This is a genomic window from Elusimicrobiota bacterium, assembly GCA_028718185.1.
GTDB lineage: Bacteria > Elusimicrobiota > UBA8919 > UBA8919 > UBA8919 > JAQUMH01.
In genome coordinates, this window is the sequence record JAQUMH010000006.1 from 39,123 (window position 1) to 59,761 (window position 20,639).

17 protein-coding genes are annotated in these 20,639 nt (G+C 34.7%); all 17 read left to right on the forward strand.

Going from position 1 to position 20,639, the window contains the following annotated elements:
* Window positions 1-176 precede the first annotated feature (176 nt).
* Window positions 177-1,847, forward strand: coding sequence for a response regulator (locus PHE88_08600; GenBank protein ID MDD5687875.1), 1,671 nt, complete (start codon window positions 177-179; stop codon window positions 1,845-1,847).
* A complete protein-coding gene (locus PHE88_08605; GenBank protein MDD5687876.1) occupies window positions 1,844-2,341 on the forward strand; it encodes a transposase in 498 nt (165 codons plus the stop codon). The genes PHE88_08600 and PHE88_08605 overlap by 4 nt, the downstream gene beginning before the upstream one ends.
* A complete protein-coding gene (locus tag PHE88_08610; GenBank protein ID MDD5687877.1) occupies window positions 2,310-3,425 on the forward strand; it encodes a response regulator in 1,116 nt (371 codons plus the stop codon). The genes PHE88_08605 and PHE88_08610 overlap by 32 nt, the downstream gene beginning before the upstream one ends.
* Window positions 3,422-7,171, forward strand: a complete 3,750-nt coding sequence (locus PHE88_08615) for a kelch repeat-containing protein (protein MDD5687878.1) — start codon at window positions 3,422-3,424, stop codon at window positions 7,169-7,171. Before PHE88_08610 ends, PHE88_08615 begins: the two co-directional genes overlap by 4 nt.
* Before the next feature lie 54 nt (window positions 7,172-7,225).
* Window positions 7,226-7,600, forward strand: a complete 375-nt coding sequence (locus PHE88_08620; protein ID MDD5687879.1) for a response regulator — start codon at window positions 7,226-7,228, stop codon at window positions 7,598-7,600.
* A gap of 89 nt (window positions 7,601-7,689) precedes the next feature.
* On the forward strand, window positions 7,690-9,222 hold the full coding sequence (locus PHE88_08625; GenBank protein ID MDD5687880.1) for a PorV/PorQ family protein: 1,533 nt from the start codon (window positions 7,690-7,692) through the stop codon (window positions 9,220-9,222).
* The gene (locus tag PHE88_08630) at window positions 9,219-10,469 is read left to right on the forward strand and encodes a hypothetical protein (GenBank protein ID MDD5687881.1); all 1,251 of its coding nucleotides are present in this window, start codon (window positions 9,219-9,221) and stop codon (window positions 10,467-10,469) included. The genes PHE88_08625 and PHE88_08630 overlap by 4 nt, the downstream gene beginning before the upstream one ends.
* Window positions 10,470-10,786: 317 nt before the next feature.
* Entirely contained in the window at window positions 10,787-11,590 is an 804-nt protein-coding gene (gene lepB, locus PHE88_08635; GenBank protein MDD5687882.1) for a signal peptidase I, read from the forward strand.
* 25 nt (window positions 11,591-11,615) lie between these two features.
* Complete coding sequence (locus PHE88_08640) at window positions 11,616-12,035, forward strand: GxxExxY protein (protein ID MDD5687883.1); 420 nt, start codon at window positions 11,616-11,618, stop codon at window positions 12,033-12,035.
* A 39-nt stretch (window positions 12,036-12,074) separates the two neighbouring features.
* A complete protein-coding gene (locus PHE88_08645; protein ID MDD5687884.1) occupies window positions 12,075-12,500 on the forward strand; it encodes an NfeD family protein in 426 nt (141 codons plus the stop codon).
* A 116-nt stretch (window positions 12,501-12,616) separates the two neighbouring features.
* Window positions 12,617-13,513 (forward strand): SPFH/Band 7/PHB domain protein, encoded by an 897-nt coding sequence (locus PHE88_08650; GenBank protein MDD5687885.1) that lies wholly within the window; start codon window positions 12,617-12,619, stop codon window positions 13,511-13,513.
* A 14-nt stretch (window positions 13,514-13,527) separates the two neighbouring features.
* Window positions 13,528-14,781: a radical SAM family heme chaperone HemW gene (gene hemW / locus PHE88_08655; GenBank protein ID MDD5687886.1), complete on the forward strand. Its 1,254-nt coding sequence runs from the start codon at window positions 13,528-13,530 to the stop codon at window positions 14,779-14,781.
* 125 nt (window positions 14,782-14,906) lie between these two features.
* The gene (locus tag PHE88_08660; GenBank protein MDD5687887.1) at window positions 14,907-16,283 is read left to right on the forward strand and encodes a radical SAM protein; all 1,377 of its coding nucleotides are present in this window, start codon (window positions 14,907-14,909) and stop codon (window positions 16,281-16,283) included.
* Window positions 16,271-16,957, forward strand: a complete 687-nt coding sequence (locus tag PHE88_08665) for a glycosyltransferase family 2 protein (protein ID MDD5687888.1) — start codon at window positions 16,271-16,273, stop codon at window positions 16,955-16,957. The genes PHE88_08660 and PHE88_08665 overlap by 13 nt, the downstream gene beginning before the upstream one ends.
* Entirely contained in the window at window positions 16,954-17,994 is a 1,041-nt protein-coding gene (locus PHE88_08670) for an NAD-dependent epimerase/dehydratase family protein (protein ID MDD5687889.1), read from the forward strand. The genes PHE88_08665 and PHE88_08670 overlap by 4 nt, the downstream gene beginning before the upstream one ends.
* Entirely contained in the window at window positions 17,991-19,499 is a 1,509-nt protein-coding gene (locus PHE88_08675; protein MDD5687890.1) for a radical SAM protein, read from the forward strand. The genes PHE88_08670 and PHE88_08675 overlap by 4 nt, the downstream gene beginning before the upstream one ends.
* Window positions 19,500-20,639, forward strand: coding sequence for a glycosyltransferase family 4 protein (locus PHE88_08680; protein MDD5687891.1), 1,140 nt, complete (start codon window positions 19,500-19,502; stop codon window positions 20,637-20,639).

The window sequence follows — 20,639 nt, forward strand, 5'->3', positions numbered from 1 at the left end:
TGTCATTCCCAAAAGTTGTTATCGGGAATCTGTGGTCGGCAAAAATTTATAGATTCCCACTTTCGTGGGAATGACAGGCAAAACAAAGTAGTTAATATTGTTTCACACGACGTATTATTATTTCATTACACATAACACATCGCACATCACACGTTCTTTGTAAAACGGAGGTTTTAATGGAAACTAAAGGAAAAATTTTAGTTATTGACGATGAAAAGGAAATACTGGATGTGCTTTCCATTGATTTGGAAAAACGAGGTTATGCGGTAGTTGTTGCGAAAAATGGTGAAGAAGGCATTGAAAAATTTAGAAAGACTTCTTTTGATATTATTATTACCGATATGAAAATGCCGGGAATGAGCGGCATGACAGTTCTTACCGAAGTTAAAAAAATTGATTCCGAAGTAGAAGTGATTATTATTACTGCTTACGGAACGGTCGAGACAGTTATTGAAGGAATTAGAAAAGGCGCTTTTGACTATGTTAAGAAACCATTAAATATTGATGAGTTATTACTTGTAGTAGATAGAGCATTAGAAAAACGACGACTTAAGGAGACGATTGCACTATATGAAATAAGCAAAATTATCTTCTCAACTGTAGAAATAGAAAAACTTCTAAAAATTATTATTGATTTAACTATGAAAGTGTTAATAGCAGATGATGCTTCTCTGATGTTATTTGACGAAGGTGGAAAATTATATATTGCCGCTTCATATGGTTTAAGCGAAGAGATTCAAAAACGCACCAGATTAGCTTTAGGAGAAAGAATCGCCGGTTTTGTAGCTAAAGATAGGAAACCGCTTATTTTAATTGATGGATTGGAAGGTGATCTCCGGTTTAAAGATATTGAGAAACGAAAAGAGATAAAATCATCTATGGTTCTTCCTCTAATAGGAAAAAGTGATATGTTTGGAGTTCTTAATATAAACAGAATAAATATCAAAGAACATTTTACCGATACTGATTTGCATAAAGCAAATATATTTACTTCCCTTGCAATTTTATCCCTTGAAAATACAAATTTATATAAAAAACTTCAATTAGTTCAGCAACAATTTGTCCATCAGTCAAGATTAGCTTCTATTGGTGAATTTTCAGCAAGTTTGGCACATGAAGTAGGGAATCCCTTACAGACAATTTTGGGTAATGCAGATTTACTTCTTATGGACACTAAATCCGGTGAATTGCAATCAATAAAAGATGCATCAATTCGTATAAAAAAGATATTGGAAAATCTTCTGGATTTTTCAAGGCAAAAAGAAATACAATTTAGTGTTGATGATATAAATAACTTAATTGAAAGAACACTTTCCTTGTATGGAAAACAATTAGAGCTTAAAAAAATAAAAGTTGTAAAAAACTATGGTAATTTACCAAAAATAACTATTTCGCAATCACACATAGGGCAGGTTATAATGAATCTAATTACTAATGCTCAAAAAGCAATGCCTAAAGGTGGAACAATGACAATAACGACAAAAGAAGTCCGATGTCCAATGTCTCACGATAAGATCGGGATCCAATGTCCAGAATCTAAAGTTCAAAGTAGTTCGATTTTGGACTTCGGACCTCGGACCTCAGATGATTTTATAGAAATATCCATCAAAGATACCGGTAGCGGTATTTCAAAGGAGAATATGAATAGAGTTTTTGAACCGTTTTTTACAACCCACAAAGATGGTACAGGGTTAGGATTGTCTGTTTGTTATGGTATTGTAAAAAAACATAATGGAGAAATTGCTGTTTTTTCAGACGGTGAAGGAAAAGGTGCAGAGTTTGTTATTAAGTTGCCAATAAAATTTCTGGGGGAGATTGGGGGGGGGGGGGTAAAAACAATTAGGTGAAATTTAGAAAACATATCAGATTAAAAGATTATGATTATAAAACAAATGGATATTATTTTGTAACACTGGTAACATGGAATAAATTACCATTATTAAAAAATTGTAGCGGTGAGTGTAAACTCGCAATAAAGGATTTACCGAAATTTATTAGTGGTTTATCAATAGATTGGTTTGTGGTAATGAATGATCATATCCATATAATTTTTGTTCTTGACGATTGTAATAAAACATTAGGACAAGTTGTTAGAGCATTGAAATACAATATAACTAAAAATGTAGCGGTTGGATTGCCATCCAACCAAATAAAGGCGAATAGCAATTCGCCCGCTACAATATGGCAGTGGAACTATTACGAGCATATTATTAGGAACGAAAAAGCATTATCAAAAATCCGTGAGTACATTCAGAACAATCCTGATATTGAACAATTGAATTGGGATGAATTAGAAAGAGGTATTATTTATGGAGAAAAAGAAAATTCTTGTAGTGGATGATGAAATTGGGATTTTAGCATTTGTTAAAGATGTCCTTGTTAAAAAAGAATATTTTGTCCAAACGACAATTAATCCGTTTGAAGTGGTTGATATTTTAAAATCCACCGATTTTGATATTGCCATAGTTGACCTTAGAATGCCGGGAATGAGTGGACTAGACCTTTTAGAAACAATCAAAGAAAACCATAAAAAAATTGAAGTAATTATTATTACAGCTGACGCTACGGTTGAAACAACGGTTGAATGTATGAAAAAGGGTGCGAGTGATTTTTTGGTAAAACCGTTTGAAATATCCGAACTCTTGGCAACCATAGAGAGAACTCTGGAAATTAGTAACCTGAAATCACAGCTTGTAAATTTACAGGAGATGGACAAATTGAAAGATGAGTTTATCTCTACTGTATCACATGAGTTAAGAACTCCGCTTACTGCGATTTCGGGCGCAATTGAATTTCTATCAGACAAAGAGAAAATAGTAAAAGAAAAAAGAAAGATGCTGAGACGACAAGATGATAATGATACTCAAAAACTTTTAGAAATAATTGAACGACAATCAGGGAAAATGCGTATTCTTGTAAATGATTTACTGGATTTTGCAAAAATGGAAGCAGGTTTTGTGAATCCTAAAAAATCAAAAATACAAATTATGAAAATAGTAAAAGACGCAATCAGAGAAGTCCAGTCATTGGCAGATACTAAAAAAATAGAGGTTATGGAGCGTTCTTCTTTAAATATAGATATTAATTGCAATTATGAGGATATTAAAAGGGTTATTGTGAATCTTTTAATAAACTCTATAAAATATACACAGGAAGGTGGAATGGTATCTGTATCGTTTGAGGAGATAGATGGAGAAATAAAGTTTGTTATTGCAGATAATGGTAAAGGAATTACAAAAGAAAATATGGGAAAAGTATTTGAAAAATTTTTTAGGGTTGACCAATCATTAACAAGAGAGTCGGGTGGTTTTGGTTTAGGACTTTCCATTTGTAGGAAAATAATTGAATTGCATGGCGGTAAAATTTGGGCAGAATCGGATGGTTTAGGCAAAGGCTCAAAGTTTATATTCACACTACCAATATGAAAATAAAAATTAAAAAATGGTTTTTCATTTGTTTATCTGCTACCACCTACTTTCTACTACCTACTTCCTGCCTTTATGCAGGTTCTTCAACCACATATACAAATGATAATCATTTTAATGCAGGAATGTGTAACGATACAATTGTCTATGGTACAGGAGATAGTGCATATGTTGGCTTAGCAAATAATTTTGACAATATTTCAACGGTATCTAATCCAACAGCAAGGCGATGGTCAGCGGCAGCATATAATTCATCAGAAGATAAAATTATCTTATTCGGCGGCTATAACGATATTAGTGCGTTAAATGATACTTGGATTTATAACCCGGCGACAGAACAGTGGACACAGAAATCACCTTCAATAGTTCCTCCGGGAAGATATGGGCATATTTTGGTTTCAGCCGGAAGTACCAAAGCGATTTTGTTTGGTGGTTGGAATGGCTCAGATTATTTAAACGATACATACGAATATGATTTTAATACGAATAACTGGACTAAAGTTGACACGATTCCGTCACCGACTGCTTGTGCTTATAGTTGTGCTGCTTATGATTCTTTTAATAATAAAATTATACTTTTTGGCGGGCAAACTTATGAAAGTGTAAAATCATCGCAAACATGGATTTATCATATTTCAGGTTCGTCCTGGACAAGAGGTAGTTATGGTCCATCTTCAAGAAAAGGTGCTGCCGGTTGTTATGATTCCGAAAACAAAAAAATTATACTTTTTGGCGGAGAAAATGAAAGTGGTACTTTTCTTTCCGATACTTGGGCTTATGATTGCAATACGAATATATGGTCAAATAGAAATCCATCAGCAATACCAACTGTTCGGACTGAAGCATCAATGATTTACGATTCAAGAAACAAAAAGACTGTTTTATTCGGAGGAATTGGTATTACCAACTTGCTTAAAAATGATGTCTGGTATTATTCCTACGACAATAACAAATGGTCCACATCAAGTCCAGCCTCACCTCCAAGTGCAAGATATGGTTTTAGTTTGAATTATATTTCATCACTTCAAAAGGCATTCCTTTTTGGAGGAAGAGACGGTAGTGTCGGTTCCAGAGATGATTCCTATTATTATATTTGCCGTTCTTCAGGTATTTACACAACAGTATATTATGATGTTCCATTTTCAACAAAGCTCTATTGGTCCACTATAGAAGCACCGAATCAAAGCGGGATTCCATCAAATACAACTATAAAATTCCAGGTTGCATCATCAGCTGACAATAATACTTACTCAGCCTATACCGATTATTTAGATAATCCAAATGATTATTGTATATATTCGGGTAGTCCTTTTACAATAAGTTCTTCACATAACAATAGAAGATATTTAAAAATAAGGTTTTATTTTGAAACAACTGAACCGCCTTTATCAGGACAACTCCAAAGAGCCACTGTTAGTTTCAATAGAAGTCCTAACGGACCGTCACTTTCATCGCCTTCTAACAATTTTTCGACCAATGATACAACGCCTGATTTTTCCTGGTATGCAGGTTCTGATGATGATGGCGACCCAATTACATATCAGATTGAAGTAGATAATGATGCCGATTTTTTATCACCAGTAATAACATCTTCAAATATTGTTACAACATCATACTCTACAACAACCGTAATGGGTCATGGCAAGTATTTCTGGCGGGTTTGTGCAAATGACGGTTCAAGTTATTCTCTATGGACATCCACATATACTCTTTATATAGATACAATCCCACCATCTTCTATAACATCATTTTCTGCTGTTATAGGTTCTTATAATGGTACAATAAATCTTTCATGGTCTGCCCCTGGTAATGATAGATTTTTCGGTGATATTTTATCCGGGAAATATTTTGTGAGAAAAGCAACATATCCAATTTTAACAGATGCAGACTGGCAGCAGAATTATACTAATGAAAAAATAATTTCAAAACCACTAATTAGTCCCAATGAAACACAAACACTTACTTTTGATGGACTTGCTAATGGAACTACATATTATTTTTCTGTTAAGACCCAGGATGGAACAGACAATATTTCTGAAATTTCCGGAGTATCTCCGGTTTGCATGACCAATGCTGTTCCCATCGTAATCATAAAATCTCCTAATGGAAGTGAAGTGTATGTAGAAAATAGATATATATATTGGGAATATTCAGATGCTTATCCGCCAAACGATACACATACATTTTCAATCTATGATTCTTCGGATGGTATTAACTTTAACAGCTTGATAGTATCAGGTCTTTCTAATAATACGACATCTTATTTATGGAATACAAAAAGTGTTAAAAATTCTTCATCTCATAAAATAAAAGTTGTTGCCTGCGATATAAGAGGTCTTGAGGGGTACGATGTATCCGATAATATTTTTACAGTCGATAATCTTAATGTTGCTCCTATCGTTGCTTTGACAGTACCAAATGGAACTGAAAAGATTAGCGGTAATTATACAATAAGTTTTACAGTTTCAGATACTAATTTATCAGATAACCACATATACACGATTTATGCTTCAACTAATTCAGGAATTTCTTACGATGTGAAGATTGTGGAAAATTTAACAGTAACAAATTATTTATGGGATACAACAAAATTTGTAAATTCGCCCAAATATCGCGTAAAAGTAGTTGCTACAGATAATGGTAGTCCAAATCTTTCAGGCGAAGATTATTCGGATGCTAATTTTGAAGTTAATAACAATAATAAAACACCTTCCACACCCGTACTTATTTCACCTCTTGATGATTCTTATAATACAATGGCTACTATAAAATTTGTTTGGCAGAAATCAGTTGACCCTAATCCGGAGGATTTTTTAACATACACAATTTATTATTCAACAGACAGTTATTTCCTCTATAAAACAATGGTAACTGGAATTACTGAAACAGAATATACTCCGTCCAATTTAGCCGAAAATATAAAATATTACTGGAAAGTTACAGCCGTTGACCCTTTCGGGTACAGTGCGGTTTCCAACCCGTTTAGTTTTATTGCATCGTGGAGCAGAGATGATTCTGATGACGGCAAAGTCCGTGTTGAAGTTTCTGAAGGATTGCCTAAAGGTTATTATGTAAAAGTTGAAAATACAAATACTGATTTTGCTATTGCAATAAAGAATTCAATATCAGACCGGCTTATAAAATGCTTAAATCAGCCGGCATATAAACTGACTATTTACGATAAAAGTAATATCCCGCAAAATCTTAACATTAAAGGTACGGCAAGGTTTAAGTATAGTGATAGAAACGGAGATGGTTATGTAGATGGAACAGATGTAAAAATTAACAATATTCGCATTGCATATTTAAATGAAAGTAAAAATAGTTGGAAATTTCCCAACGCTTTACAGGTTATTGATAAAGCAGAAAAATATGTAAAAGTAAATATTGAGCAAAATGCATATTTTACAATGGTAGCATCGGTTATACCTACTAAAAAAGTTTCCAATATCGTAAATTTTCCTAATCCTTTTAATCCTGAGAAGGAAAATACAACTATAAAGTACGTATTAACTGAATCTGGTAAGGTGATATTAAGTATTTTTAATCTCGTTGGCGATTTAGTTTATCGCATAAATATGGATGAAGGAACCGAGGGAGCAATTGGTCAGCCTGAAGGCTATACAAATGAGGTAGTTTGGGATGGCAAAAATGGTAACGGAACAACTGTGGCAAACGGCATATATATCATGGAAATTAAAAGAGGTAATGAAAAAGATATTAGAAAAATCGCGGTAGTAAAGTAAACGCGAATATACACGAATAGTTCGCGATAATTAGCGTTAAGGAGCGGAGCGACTATGAAAAAAATTCTTGTAGTGGATGATGAAAGGGACATTGTTGAGATTATTTCACTTTATCTTGAAAAAGATGGGTACCAGGTAATTTGTGCATATGATGGGCTGGAAGCGCTTGCTAAAATCGGTGTGGAAAAACCGGATTTAATTGTTCTTGATATTATGATGCCTAAATTAGATGGGCATTCTCTGAACATCAGACTTAAGGAAAATCCCGAGACTAAAGATATCCCTGTTATCGTAGTTACCGGAAAAGGACATTTGAGAGAAATTATTACAGCAAGAGCAGATGTTACTATTGTTGACTATCTTGAAAAGCCATTCCAGATGAAAGAACTTTTAGAGAAAATAAATAACGTTTTTGCCGAAAAAAAATGACTCTCATTACTATCCCATATGTCATTCCCGCGAAGGCGGGAATCTATAAAAAGATAAAGATACTACGTAAGGTTTTACTCTGCGTAATCTTGTCTTTAATCTGTGTAATCAGCGATTGTTGTGCAAACGGTACTTCAGGTATTGCAGCCGAATATCTTTTGTCATTTTATCCGGATGCCAGGACTTCTGCACTTGCCGGGGCAGCAACGTCATTATCGGGTTCTTCATCCAGCATATATTATAATCCTGCCGGGATTGCTTCTGATTTTTACAACGAACTTTCGTTTTTTTATACACCGCTTTTTTATGGGACAAAATTTACTTATATTAGTTATTCATATCCGTTGGCGCCTAAAGAAACGATAGCAGGTTCTATTGGAGTTCTTTCAACCGGTGATATAGAAAAAACAAATTCCGTTGGTGAAACACTTTATGATTTTTCATCACAAGACACGGTATTTAATTTAGATTATGCTGTAAATCTGGGTGGACCAATTGATGGAGGAATTAATATAAAGTTTCTGACTCAAAGCATAGATGATTTTTCTGCACATGCTTTTTCTGCTGATGCCGGAGTTGTATCTACGGAAGAGGATACTAAATATGGAATTGCTGTGAAAAATGTTATTCCGCTTAAACTTGGAAACGATAAACTTCCTATGTCGTTGCGATTGGGGCTTGCACAACGAATTTATGATAAACTTTATTTTAGCGGTGATTTAGCTTTTGATAACATATTACAGAAATCGATAAGTAAATTATTTTTTGGTGCGGAGTATCAGTATAAAGTATATTTTTTTAGAGTAGGTACGAATTATAAAGAAACAACATGTGGCATTGGTGTTGCAGAAGATAAATTTTCACTTGATTATGCCGTTTCATTTCACACACTTGACATAACACATAGGTTTTCAATTGCTTTAAGATTTGGAGTTGAATCAACAGAGGCAGAGAAGCATGCTATTAAGCTCCTTGAAGAAAACAAGTTAAAAGTTGACGAGGAGGAGGTACGGATTTCGCAGAAAAGGAAAGACTTGGCAAAAGACATAGAAGTGTTTAATGTTGAAAAAGAAAAAGTTGAAAAACTTTTGATGAATGATGCAAACTTGAAGAAAGAATGGCAAAAAATTCAGTCAGAAAAAGAACAGATATCTTTCGAACTGGAAAATGCGAGAAAGAAACAGCAGTTTTCTCAAATGCTTTTGAATGCTCAGAAATATTTTGACAAAAAAGAATACGAAAATGCATCAGATATTACGAACCAAATACTCAAAGAAGACCCTCAGAACGAACAAGGGCTGACACTTCTAAGAAAGATTTCAGAGATGTCCACTTCTACCTTTGCAAAAGAAAAATATCTAAAAGCGGTAGATTTTTACGAGCAGGGAAGGTTTTCAGATGCTGCATTAAAAGCAGGAGAAGTTATTCAAATTGACGGTGGTTATATTGATGCGCAAGTCCTGATACATAAATCCAAAGCCCAGAATTATATTATACAGAAAAGATATCAAGATGCAAAGTATGAACTTGTTGAAGCGATAAAAATTAACCCAAACGATAAAAGTATCTTGGAATTTTTACAAAGAGTTCAAACAATATTAGATGTGATGGAGGGCAAATGAAAATAATAAACAGGAAATATAGAATAAAAGGTGTGAAGTGGGCACTAATGCTTTTTCTACTCACTACTTCCTACTTACTACTTCCTACTCCCTGTTTTTCTCAAGTCAATCCCGAGGTTTACTTTAATTCCGCTATTGATAAATACATAAAAGGTGATTATGACAGTGCTATAGAATTATTTGAAAAATTACTTGCTGAAAATCCACAGCATCAAAAATCTAAGGAGTTTTTAATAAAAGTTTTAATTGAAGCAGCAGAAAAACAAGTTATGCTAAGTAATTATACAAAAGCAAAGACATATATCGAAAAAGCAAAAACAATTGCTCCGGATAATGCCAAAATAAATGAATTGCAAAATATAATAATGGGGACTCCAATTAAAAAAGAAAAGGAAGTCATTCAACAATCCGCTCAAACAATAAAAGAGCCTGAAATAAAGATGGGCAAACCGAAATCTACTGAAAAAAAAATCGAAAAACCACAAGTTACGGAAAAGATTAAAACACCTGTTTTTGATGAATTTAGTAAACAAGAAAAGCTTCAGCCTAAATCCTACAAAGAAATATTTTTAGTTATAGGTATAAGTTTAATTGTTATTATATTGTTATGTTTGGTCTTTTATGTGTGGATTAAGAAAAAAACTATAGATAATTATAAAAGAATGGAGGAGTTGAAAAACCAAATTCGTGCTGAAGCAGAAAAAAAATTCGGACAGGAACTTGAAAAAATCAAGAAAGCCGAAGAGGAAAGATTGAAAAAGGAAATATCTGAAAAATTGAAACTTCAGATAGCAGATAAAAAAGCAGTAAATGAGAAAGACGGTGAAATTGCTCGCCGGCAATTTGAAGCAACAATCGAAGAAAGCAAGCTTCTGGATACTATATCGGATAATATAAAAAGAGAAGAATACTCAGAACAAGTCACAAAAAAAATGATAGATTCGCTTAAAACCATTATCCTTGTAAACAAAAGTGTAGCTCTCGAGAATATTTTACGGCTTTCTAAAAGTAACCAGGTGCGGCTAAGATATGACTGTGTTAAAATCATCGACAGTATTTTAATTGCTGATACATTCAAAATTCTTTTTGATATGTTGGGTGATTCTGACAATAATGTTAAAAAAGCAGTGATAATTTCTCTTAATAATATTTGTAAAGTCCATCCCTCTGAAATCCCTTCCGATATGATTTCAAAAGCCCAGCACCAAATCACCGAAGAAAAAATAAAAAACGGCTGGATAATTTAAAATCAGAGATTATTTTTTTGTAGTCGCACCGCTTTGAAACTGTGTCATAATTACTGTTTTTGGTTTTGTCATTCCCGAATGCTTTAACCGGGAATCCAGTCTCTGATGATAACACAACTTTATAGATTCCCGTTTTCACGGGAATGACAGGCTTTTTGACAATTATGACACAGTCTCCTTGCGGTGCCATAATGTTAATTGATGTATTTATCTTTGTTTACACCAATGCATGCCAAGGGCATGCAACTACAATTAAACTGGGTATAACAAGCATTATTTTATTGACTTTTCGTGTTTTTTTGATATAATTGCAATCTATGAATTTTATATTATTTTTGATATTTTCGTTAGCTGGTATTGGCTCGGTGGGATATGTGTTTTTTAAGATGCAGGAATATCCTATGGAATATAGACTTGGCATTGTGCTCGTCATATCTATAATTGATGCGATTATTTTCCGGAAAATAAGGAAAAAATCCAAGGGGTTTTTAAAAAAAGCGGTTGAAGAAGCGATTGAATGGGCAGATACCTTGATATGGGCAGGTGTTTTTGCGTTTTTAATAATGTATTTTTTCCTGCAGGCGTTTAAAATTCCTTCCGGTTCCATGAGAAACACGCTATTAGAAGGTGACCATCTTTTCGTTAACAAATTTGTTTATGGAACCCGGCTTTATTATCCCGATTTCTCAAGCGGTATAAAGGTTAATATGAAACGAGTTTTAGTATTGAAGAAACCCAAGCGGGGCGATATAGTGGTTTTTGCCGCACCGCCTGAAGCGCTTGAACCTTATGAGAGAGAAGCAGGTATAAAAAAAGATTTTGTTAAAAGGTGTATCGGTGTTGCCGGTGACAAAATTGAAGTCAAAAAGAAAAAATTATATGTAAATGATGTTCTTCAGAAAGAGCCATATGTAATTATTTCAGATGTCTATAATGATAATATCCCACAGAGGGATAATTTTGGTCCAATTACGGTACCTACGGGAAATTATTTTATGATGGGAGACAACAGGGACAATAGCAAAGACTCAAGGTTTTGGGGAACTCTTGATGAAAAGTATATTAAAGGCAAACCGCTTCTAATTTTCTGGCCCCCAAAACGAGTTAAACTAATTAAATAATTCACGAATAGAGACATGCGAATAAATGCAAACATCACGAATAAGCACGAATAAAAGAATTATCGAGTCAGAATTAAGCTATAAAATTATGGGGATATTATTTGATGTTCATACAACAATGGGGAATAGATATCAGGAGAAATATTATCAACGTGCGGTTAAAACAGCATTTCGGGAAGCAGAATTATTTTGCAAGGAACAGATTGCTGTTAATTTAATGTACAAAGGTAGTAAAATTGGGAAATATATTCTTGATTTTATTGTGGAGAATAAAATAGTTGTGGAACTCAAAACTGTTGTTCAATTTCACAGGGATGATATAAAACAAGTTCTTTCATATTTAAAGGAAGTAAAATTACCATTAGGTATTTTAGTAAATTTTCGCTCAGAGAGATTAACTTACCAACGGATATTAAACCCTGAAGTTATTCGTGCCAATTCGTGAGAATATTCGTGATATTTTATTCGTGACTAAGGAGTTGATATGTTTGAAAATTGGCTTACGTGGGCAGTAATTGCAGTTGTTCTTTTTATTGTTGAAATGGTTTCTCCGACTGTTTTTTTCTTTGCTTGTTTGGGATTAGGTGCGGTTTTCGCTGCAGTTGCAACTATATTTAATTTGATGTGGCTTGACTGGACAGTTTTTTTTATTGTCTCATTTTCGGCGATAATTCTTTCACGACCTCTCGTTAACAAACTAATGAAAACCCCGTCCCGTCCTGCCAATGTCGATGCACTTATAAATAAGAACGCTTTTGTTTTGGAAGAAATAAAACCGTCAAAATACGGCAGAGTGAAAGTTGAGGGCGAAGAATGGCTTGCCGGATCATCTGAAGAAATTCCGAAAGGTATCTGGGTAAAAATTATTGAAGTAAAAGGTGCGCGATTAATAGTGAAAAAAGAAAATTAAAAGATTCAAAGATTAAAAGATTGTTCGCCACTGAGTCGTCGGCGGATTAAAGACCAAAAGATTAGAGAACTTAAGAACATTAGAGCATAAGAACAAAGTTATATAGGAGGGTATTTATGCAGCAAATTCCGGTTCCGTTATTGATTGTTGGAATAATTTTATTGTTTATTTTTGCAAAGATGGCGCTTCGTATAATTAGGCCATTTGAAAAAGGACTTGTAGAATTTTTAGGTAAGTTTAATAGAACTGCAGATTCAGGGCTTGCTTTTGTAATCCCGATGTTTGAAACTATCAGAAAGGTTGATATGCGTGAACAGGTTCTGGATGTCCCGCCGCAGGATGTTATCACGAAAGATAATGTCGCTGTTACAGTTGATGCTATCATTTACTTTAAGGTAACAGACCCGTTTAAGGTTCTTTATAATGTTGCAAATTTTATTCAGGCAGCAATAAATCTTGCCCAGACTAACCTGAGAAACGTTATCGGAGAACTTGCTCTGGATGAAACGCTAACTTCCCGTGAAAAAATAAACACACAGTTACGTATGGTTTTAGACGAAGCAACTGATGCATGGGGAGTAAAGGTTACACGTGTTGAACTGCGGAAAATTGACCCTCCTGCCGATATTACACAGGCAATGTCAAAGCAGATGAAAGCAGAAAGAGAAAAACGTGCAAACATACTTGAAGCGGAAGGGTTTCGTCAGGCAGCAATTTTAAAAGCTGAAGGCTCAAAACTTTCGGCGATATTGGAAGCAGAAGGCAAAGCCGAAGCAATAAAACGTGTTGCAGACGCAGAAAAATATCAGATTGAGATTGTATATAATGCGATTCATTCCGGTCGTCCGACAACTGACCTTATCGCAATAAAATATCTTGAGACCCTTGAAAAAGTTGCAAATGGTCAGGCAACAAAAATATTCCTGCCGTTAGAAACCTCGGGTGTTCTCGGGTCAATAGCGGGAATTTCCGAACTCTTCAAAGAAAAAGATAAAAAGGAAGAGAAGAAATAACATAGATTACGCTGATGAATACTGCAGATTTAACCAATACAACGGCAGGGTTTATTCCTGCCGTTTATATTCATATACCATTTTGCAGAAAAAAATGCAACTACTGTGATTTTGTGAGCGCTGATTACGCGGAAAAAACTGCAGATTACACAGATAAGTACTTAAATATTCTCGTCAATGAATTCACTTCCCGCTTGCCCGCCAAAGATTCAGTGGAGGGAGTGGAGGGTTTCCCACTTACTGTTTATATCGGAGGCGGAACACCGTCACTGCTTTCGGAAAAACAAATCATTTTTTTATTTGAAAAAATAGTTTCTAATTTAATGTATAGGGATTTCAATATTATAGATTCCCGATTGAGGCACTCGGGAATGACAATCTCTCCAGATGTGTCATTCCCGCCCCGCATCGGAGTGCGGGGTAAACTCCAGCGGGAATCTAACTTGCCTAAATGTGAGATAACTTTTGAAATTAATCCCGAATCAATTACAGAAAGTAAATTAAAACTTCTGAAAAGTTACGGTGTTAACCGTTTAAGTTTTGGGCTTCAATCTTTGGACGACGAGATATTAAAATATTTAGGCAGGGTTCACACAGTTGATGATTTCAAGAAAAGTTATGAATTAGCAAAAAAAACGGGTTTTGATAATATAAATATTGATTTAATTTTTGGAGTTCCCGGTCAAACGATGAAAACATGGGAAGATACTCTTGTTAATGTCTTACAGCTAAATCCACAGCATATTTCTGTTTATTCTCTTACTGTCGAAGAAGGAACAAATTTTTTCCGGCAGAATGTGGTAAAAGATGATGATCTGGATGCAGATATGTATAAGTTTGCCATAGGATTTCTTAAAAAAAATGATTTTCAACAGTATGAAATATCAAATTTTTCAAAACCGGGTTTCGAATGTAAACATAATATAAACTATTGGCAGAACGGTCAGTATTTAGGTTTGGGTTTAGGCGCAGTTTCATACATTGACGGTAAAAGAATCAAGAATACGGAAGATATCAAAGAATATTTTAATGAAGAATTTCAGTATTGCGTTGAAGAACTTAGCGACCACAAAAAAGTATCGGAAAGTTTAATGTTGGGTTTGCGGCTTATAAAAGGGATTACTGTATCCGATGAAGTTAAAAAAAAATATTCCTATAAGATTAACAATTTGAAGAGTATGGGATTGTTAAGTGAGCAGGATAACCTTATAAAGTTAAGCAGTAAAGGTGTGATGTTTGCAAATCACGTATTCAGAGAATTCTTGTAATATAAGAATTTTTCGCAGGGGACGCAAAATAATCATAGATTACGCAAAAAGGGGAGACTTTTTCTGCGGCTTTTGCGGAATTTCTGCGGTCTCTGCGGAATGCCGAGCGTAACGAGGCTTAGTTTATGAAAATATTATTAGTCAAGCCATATAACGTTTCAGACCATATTCAGCCGTCACTCGGGTTGGGTTATCTTGCTAATTCAATACGAAAAGAACACGATGTTGAGATTCTTGATTGTATAAAAGAAAATATCAAAATAGAAGGTCTTGTAAAATATATTGAAAATAAATTGCCGGATGTTATAGGTTTTCAATTTTATACTTACGATTTCAATTTTATCAAAGAAGCGATTGAAAAAATTAAAGAAAGATTTCCTGCTATCACTATTGTTGTTGGCGGTCCTCATCCATCTTCTTGCGGCATAGAAGTGCTTGAACAGATGAAAAATATTGATTTTGCATTTCAGGGTGAAGCTGAAAAAAGTTTTCCGGAGTTTTTATCAGGTTTTTCTAAAAAAAGCAACGATTTTTCAAAAGTAAGCGGACTTTTATGGAGAAAGAACGGGCAGGTAATAGCTAATTCCTCCGTAGTTTGTGATAATATAGATGAATTAGGTTTCCCGGCATGGGATTTGATTCATCCGGAAACATATCCGGAAGCACAGCACGGGGCTTTCTTTAAAAATTTTCCGATTGCGCCGATAATAACAACCCGCGGTTGTCCGTTTGGGTGTACTTTCTGCGCTGCGCATAAAACAACCGGCAGGAAACTGAGAATGCGGAGTGCAGAAAGTGTTGTCAGCGAAATAAAGCTGCTTTATGATAAATTTAATATAAGGGAAATTCATATTGTTGATGATAATTTTACGTTAAATAAAGAACATGCTAAATCAATTTTAAAAAAATTAAAACAAAGCAACCTGAAGATTTCTCTGGCAGTACCAAACGGGATACGGCTTGGCACACTTGATACGGAACTGCTTTCGCTTATGAAAGAAGTAGGTTGTTATCTTGTTTCAGTTGGAATAGAATCTGGTTCGGACAGGATTCTAAAACTAATGAAGAAAAACTTAACCGTAGATGTTATTAAGAAAGAAGTGAATTTTATAAAATCTTTCGGTTTCGATATTGCCGGTTTTTTTATTATGGGATTTCCTGATGAAACGGAAGAAGATATTAGAAAAACAATATCACTTGCAAAGAAGCTTCCGTTAGTCCGCGCTAATTTTTTTACATTTCTTCCATTACCGGGAACAGAAATATACAGTGAACTTGAAAAAACCGGTGAATTAAAAAATATTGACTGGGGAAAATTTTTATTTACAGCTGCTTCTTATGTCCCGAAAGGATTGACAAGAAATAAACTCAAAAAACTTCAGCGGGAAGCATTTTTAAGTTTCTTTTTAAGACCCAAAATAATAATAAAGAATATTATGGCAATAAAATCGTTTAAACATTTTAAATTTCTTTTAAGGAGGGCTCTACATTGGCTGGGTTAAATTCAGTATCAATCATAATTCCTGTTTATAATGAAAAAAATACAATTGAAAAGGTTATCAGAAAAATGATTTCTCTTGAACCGGCAGAAATTGTAGTAGTCAATGACGGTTCCTCTGACGGGACTAAAGAGATACTTGAAAAATTAAAGATTGAAAACGGGAAAATAAAGGTAATACATCACGAAAAGAATCAAGGAAAAGGTGCAGCCATAAGAACTGCAATAGAATGTATAAACGACGGGATTATAGTTATACAGGATGCGGATTTGGAATATAATCCTGATGAAATTCAGAATCTTATAAAACCAATAGAAGAAAACTACACATCAGTTGTTTACGGGTCCAGGTTTTTAAAAAAACCTATAATAAATATTTACAAGAGATACAAAATAGGCAATTGGTTGCTAAGCAAAATAATCAGTATTTTATATGGTCAGATGATAACAGATTCATATACCTGTTATAAAATTTTCAAAGCAGAAACGATAAAAAGTATTGATTTGAAATCGAAAGGATTTGAATTTGAAGCAGAGGTTACTGTGAAGTTTTTGAAAAAAGGTATAAAAATATTGGAACTCCCGATCAGTTACAGCCCTCGCCGTCTTGAAGAGGGCAAGAAAATCGGCTGGAAAGACGGGATTGCCGGATTATGGACTATATGGAGGTATTTATGAAAGTTTTGGTTACAGGCGGTGCAGGGTTAATAGGCAGTCATTGCGCGGAATATTACGCAAAGAAAAATTGCGAAGTAATTGTTCTTGATAACCTTATGCGTTCTCATCTTTTCGGTTATGATAAAGAAAGCGTGGAATATAACTGGAATTATCTGAGTAATTTTAAAAATATTAAAAGAGTAAAAGGCGATGTTCGCAATGAAGAAGATGTTAAAAAGGCTCTCGGTGACGGTGTAGATGCCGTAGTTCATACTGCTGGACAACCGGGAGTTCCCCTTTCGGTAAGGATTCCGCGCGAGGATTTTTCCATAAATGCTTATGGAACTTTAAATGTTCTTGAATGTGTCAGAAATATATGTCCATCGGCCGCTTTTGTTTATTGTTCAACAAATAAAGTTTATGGCGAAAATGTAGATGAAATTCAGCTTGAGGAAGAAAAAACACGATATGTTTACAAAAAAGTAAAAGGTGTTACGGAAAAATTGTCTATTGACCATACCGGGCATACGCCATACGGGGCAAGCAAATATGTAGGAGATTTATATACCCAGGAATATGCACATATTTATGGAATGAAAACAGCTGTATTCAGGATGTCCTGTATTTACGGAACCAGACAATTCGGTTTTGAGGACCAGGGTTGGGTAGCCTGGTTTATTATAGCTAATTTAACCTCACAGCCGTTAACAATATATGGTGACGGCAAACAGGTAAGGGATCTTTTATATGCTGATGACGTAGTTGCTGCGTATGATGCATTTATTAAATCTGACATAAAACATTGTGTGTGGAATATCGGCGGTGGTCCGGATAATACTATATCGCTAATCGAGTTTCTTACTTTACTTAAAAAGGAAATGGGTAGTCACCCGCCTGTTACATACACCAATTGGCGGCCTTCCGACCAAAAAGTATATATTTCGGATATAAGCAAAGTTCAGAAAGATTTAAAGTGGAAGCCGCTGATTTCTCCTGCCAAAGGAATTTCGAATTTAATAGAATGGGCAAAAGGACAAAAGGATATTTTTAAAAGATGAAAGTTTTATTAGCAAATCCTCCTTGCAAGTATGAAATAAACAGTAAATATGAGAAATATTTCATACGGGCCGGTTCCCGCTGGCCGCATTCAGGAGTAAAAAAAAAGAAAGATATCCCGCACTATCTTCCTTTTCCGTTTTATCTTGCTTATAGTGCTGCTTTGCTGAGAAATTCCGGTTTTGAGGTTTATGTTATTGACGCTATAGCCTTGGATATCTCAGAGTCGGAGTTTATTCAAAGAATCAAAAACATAAAACCCGAAATAATACTTTTTGAAGTCACCACTCCTACAATTGATTACGATTTGCAGCTGGTAGAAAAGATAAAAGTTGCAGGTGTTCCGAATATTGTTATTGCCGGTGCGCATGCTACTACTTATGCCCGCGAAATATTACAAAATTCTAAAAATATCGATTTCATACTTAAAGGTGAATATGAATTTTCTCTCCTGACTTTGGCAAAATCTTTACGGGAAGGCAGATTTTCAGGTTGCCCGGGGATAGTGATGAGAAAAAACGGCGGAGTTGAGGACAACGGGTTTGCACCGCTTACAGAACCATTGAATAATTTACCTCCTCCGGCAAGAGATTTATTTCCTTCTAACGACAAAAGTGACCCGACTATTTATTGGGACGGGTTTTGCCAAAAACGTCCTGCAATACAGATGCATGCTTCCCGCGGTTGCCCTTATAAATGTTCTTTCTGCCTGTGGAATCAGGTAATGTATAGAAATGGAAAATATAGAACGTTTACTTCAGACAGGGTAGTAGAAGAAATGGCAGATGTTGTACAAAAATATAATGCCCGGGAAATTTACTTTGATGATGATGATTTTACAATAAATAAAAGATTTGTTCTGGAAATATGCAATAAAATAATGGACCGGCACCTGAAAGTAAGCTGGAGTTGTATGGGGGATGCCATTAACCTTGATGAAGAAATTATAAAAACAATGGCACAAAGTGGCTGCATCGGAATAAAATTCGGAGTTGAAAGCGGTAGTGAGGAAATGCTGAAAAATCTGGGTAAACCGATAAATCTCAAAAAAGTATATGATGTAGCTAAAATGTGTGCTAAGTATGGAATAAAGAGTCATGCTACTTTTAGTCTCGGACTTCCAGGCGAGACAGAGAAAACTATAAAAGAGACGATAAAGTTTGCAAATAAATTAGACGTGGATACTATTCAGTTATCTATTTGCACTCCTTTTCCGGGGACAAAATTTTTTGAAGAGGTAAAAAATCAAGGTCTATTAAAAAGTAAAGATTGGCAGAAATACGACGGTAAAGCATCTGAGGTCGTATCATATCCAGAATTAGATTTAATGATGGTTGAGAAGATTATGAAAAAAAGCCTGTTAAGATGGTTTGTTTATAAGTTTTTTTCGTTTTCCTGGTTTTTTCGGCAACTGCGTAATGTTTACCGCAGCATTAAAGGACTTGGGATAAAATTCTTTTTTAAACAAATAAATTCAATTATTATTGATGAAATGAGGAATGTGTAGATGGCTAAAAATATTATTGTTTCAACTCATGACCCGCTTCATCCTATAATAGGCGGAGGTGCTTTAAGAACACTTAAAGCAGCAGAGGAATTCAAGAAAAGAGGTCATAATGTAAAAATTGTCGCTCCTACCGACGGCAAAAATATGCTTTCCGGGATAGAAACGCACTGGCTTCACGCTCCCCGAAAGCAGAGGTCCTCGATATTAAGTTCAATTAAATTTAATACACGGCTTCTCATAAAATTTATAAAATTTGCTAAAAAAACCGATATTTTTTTTATTCATAATACAATTGCTGCAATGACAATCCCGTTTTTGAAAAAAATATATCCGTTCAAGTTTGCGCTTGATATTACAGACATTCATGCTGAATATTTGCTGGTTGGAAAAAGGAATATGTTTGAGAAAATTTTAACCCCGATTATTTTAATGGTTGAATATTGGGTAATAAATTGTGCCGATTCTATAACAGTAGCGACAAAGGAGATGAAAAATCTGCTTGTAGAAAAAGGCATAGATGCTAAAAAAATAGAAGTTGTCTATGACGGGGCAGAAATTGACCACTTGTCTACGGAAAAAGAGCCGGGCTCTAATTTTAATATAATTCATTTGGGGTCAGTAGACAGGCAACACGGCGTTGAAATATTTATTCATGCAATACCGGGGGTTGTTAAAAAAATGCCAAATGTAAAGTTTTTCATAGTTGGAGGAGGCAGGGAGCTCCCTAATATAAAAAAACTCGCAGATGAACTGGGTATATCTAAAAATTGTATATTTACTGATTATTTACCTTGCCAGCAGGCGCGTGAATATTTGAAAAAAGCGAAAATCGGCATAATTCCCCGTGAAGATACTTTACCTAACAGGATAATTACTACCCTGAAATTATATGAATACTGGGCGTCTGCTACAGCGATAATTTCATCGCGATTAGCGGGAATCGAGGAAATAGCACAGGATAAGAAAGACATTCTTTTTTTCACATCGGGTGATTCAAAAGATTTGTCAGAAAAAATAATTTTTTTGTTGGAATCGCCTGAAATGTTGGAAAAAATAAGGAATGAAGGTTCGTCTACTGTAAAAAAGTTTAGTTGGAACATTCAGATACCAAAGATAGTCGACTTTGTGTTTAAAGAATAA